The organism is Sphingobium sp. HDIP04 (assembly GCF_000445085.1).
Classification (GTDB): Bacteria; Pseudomonadota; Alphaproteobacteria; order Sphingomonadales; family Sphingomonadaceae; genus Sphingobium; species Sphingobium indicum.
Window position 1 is genome coordinate 1 of record NZ_ATDO01000039.1, and the last position, 3,110, is coordinate 3,110.

Annotated in this window: 2 protein-coding genes; both read left to right on the forward strand. The window is 71.2% G+C overall.

The window, feature by feature from the left end:
* A partial coding sequence (locus tag L286_RS27035; protein WP_021222992.1) for an efflux RND transporter periplasmic adaptor subunit occupies nucleotides 1–978 on the forward strand: 978 nt, incomplete at its 5' end.
* 3 nt (nucleotides 979–981) lie between these two features.
* Nucleotides 982–3,110 (forward strand): efflux RND transporter permease subunit (locus tag L286_RS27040; protein ID WP_021222993.1); only part of this gene is annotated, 2,129 nt, incomplete at its 3' end.

Below are 3,110 nucleotides of genomic sequence, written 5' to 3' on the forward strand. Positions count from 1 at the left end.
GCGGCGCGGCGCGACGAGGCGGAACCGGCCCCCACGGCCGTCCGCGTCGCTCTCGCCGCGCCGGCTTCCGCGCGACAGGGGGTCAGCGCCTCCGGCACCGCGGCCTATGAGCGGCAATCCACCCTGTCCTTTCGCGTCGGCGGCGTGATTTCCCGCCTGTCGGTCGACATGGGGAGCCGCATCCGCGTGGGTCAGCCGCTGGCCCGGATCGCCGGCACCGACATCCAGCAACAGCTCGCTTCGCGGGATGCGGAGCTGGCCCGCGCCACGCGCACCCTGGCGCGGCTGGAGGCGCTCGCGCAGAGCGGGTCGGTCGCGTCGGCGGCGGTTCAGGACCAGCGCGACACGGTGGAACAGGCGAGGGCGGCGGCGGCGGCCGCGCGTTACGACCAGCAATCGGCAACGCTCGTCTCGCCCTTTTCCGGCGTGGTGCTGGAACGCCTGTCGCAGCTTGGCGAAACGGTCGGCGCGGGACAGGCGATCCTGCGGGTCGCGGACTATGACAGCCCGCTCGTCATCAGGGTGCCGCTGGCGGAACGGGATGCCGAGGGCATCGCCATCGGCACGCCTGCGGAAGTCCGTTTCGAAGGGCGGCAGCCGCTTCCCGGACGGGTCGCGAAAAGCCAGCCGCTGGTCGACGGCGCGACGGGCACGCGCATGGTCGAGGTCCGGTTGCCGCCGGGCGGCCATGGGCAAAGCGGCGCCATCGCCTCCGTCCGGTTCCCGTCCTCCGCCGCCCCCGCGCAACCTTCGCTGGCGGCCGTCCCCGCCGAAGCCTTCGTCCCCCGATCGGGCCGGGAGGGGGGCGTCTTCACCGTCGGCGCGAACGGCCGGGCCAGGTTCGTCCGCCTGCGGCTGGTCCGGTTCGAGGCCGACGATGCGGTCGTGGCCGGCCTGTCACCCGGCACGCGCGTCGTCACGGCGGGAGCGGGCTATCTGAAAGACGGCGATCCTGTCCTTGTGGCGGGCGGGAACTGAGCTATGGGCTTCAACCCCGCCGCCTTCCTCATCCGGCGCAGCCGCCTGACCCTGGTCCTGACAGGCCTGGCGCTGGCGGTCGGGATTGCCTCCTGGATCAGCGTCGCGCGGTCCGAAGACCCCCAATTCCCGGTTCCGGGCATGAGCATCCGCATCGCGATGCCGGGGGCCACGCCCGCCGATCTGGAGCAACTGGTGATCAAGCCGGTCGAAAATGCCCTCTACGGCATTGACGACCTGAAGGACGTGCAGGCCAGCGCGACCGACGGCGCGGCGACGATCCAGGCCGAATTCGACTGGTCCAGCAGCGCCGAGCGCAAATATGAGGAGGTCGTCCGCGAGGTCACGGCCCTGCGGCCGACGCTGCCCGACGGCGTCACGCGGCTGGACGTCGTCCGCAACCGGACCAGCGAGACGGCGATCTTCCAGGCCGCCCTCGTCAGCGACCGGCTGCCGATGCGGCGGCTGGAGAAATTCGCCGACGACATGGTGGAGGATATTGCCCGCATCCCCGGCGTGCGCCGGGCGGAATATTGGGGCGCGCCGCCGATGGAGGTGCGCGTCGCGATCGATCCGGGCCGCCTCGCCGAACTGCGCCTGCCCGCCTCGCTGGTCGTCGACGCGCTGAAGCGGGCCAGCGACGAGGCGCCCGTCGGATCAGTCAATGCGGGGCAGCGCCGCCTGATCGTCCGGACCGGCGGCGCCTTTCGCTCGCCCGACGATGTGCGGCGGGTTCCGGTCCTTTCCCGCGAGGGGGCGGTGGCGCGCATAGGCGACCTGGCGCGGGTCGAATGGGCGAGCGGGGAGCCGGAGCATGTCGTCCGCTTCAACGGCCGGCGCGCCTTGCTGCTTACCGCCACGGCCAAGGAGGGCGTGGACATCGGCGTCCTGACCCAGGCGATCCGGACGGAACTGACCCGTTTCGAGCGGATGGTCCCCGGCGGCGTCAAGCTCGAATATGGCTTCTTCCAGGCCAGCAATGTGGAGCGGCGGCTGAACGGCCTCTACCGGGATTTCCTGGTGGCGCTGGCCATCGTCTCCATCACGCTGCTTCCGTTGGGGCTGCGCGCCGCCGGGGTGGTGATGTTCGCCATCCCGCTGTCGCTGCTTGCCGGCCTTGCCATCATGCAGGCGCTGGGGTTCGGGCTGAACCAGCTTTCGATCAGCGGTTTCGTGCTTTCGCTGGGGCTGCTCGTCGACGACAGCGTCGTGGTGGTCGAGAACATCACGCGCCGCCAGCGATCCGGCGAGGACCGCGTCACCGCCGCCATGGAGGGTTCGCGGCAGATATTGCTGGCGGTCGCGGGGTGCACGGCCTGCCTGCTGCTCGCCTTCCTGCCGCTGCTGGCGCTGCCGGAAGGGTCGGGCGCGTTCATCCGCTCCCTTCCCGTCAGCGTGATCGCCACGGTTTCCGCATCCTTCGTCATCGCGCTCACGATCATTCCCTTCGTCGCCAGCCGGGTGCTGCCCGCGCGCGAGGATGAGAAGGGCAATCGCATGCTGGCGATGATCGAGCGGGGCATTCATCGCTTCTACGCGCCCGTGCTGCATCGCGCGCTCGACCGGCCCGGGCTGGCGCTGGCGCTGCTGGGCGGGCTCTGCCTGTTCATCGCGCCGCTGATCGCGGCCATCGGGACCAGCCTTTTCCCGCCAGCCGACACGCCGCAATTCCTGGTCCGCATCGAACTGCCGCAGGGGGCTTCGCTGCCCGCGACCGACGCGGTCCTGCGCCAGGTCGAACGGCGGCTCGCGCGGGCGCCGGAGGTGGAATGGTTCGCCGCCAATCTGGGCCGGGGCAATCCCCAGATCTATTATAATGTCCGCCAGCATGATCCCGACCCTGCCTTCGCGGAGGTCGCGGTGTCGTTGCGCGACGGCCGGCCCGCCCATTCCGCCCGGCTTCTTTCGGACCTGCGGCGGGAGTTCGCCGCCTTTCCGGGCGCGCGCATCACCGTCCTGGGCTTCGTTCAGGGTCCGCCGATCGCCGCCCCCATAGAAATCCGCATCGCCGGCGAGGATCTCGCTACCCTGAGCGCCCTTGCCCGGCGGGCGGAGGCGGCCATGGCCGGCACGCCGGGCATCCGCGACGTCGACAATCCGGTCCGCCAGGACCGCGCCGACCTGGCGCTGGG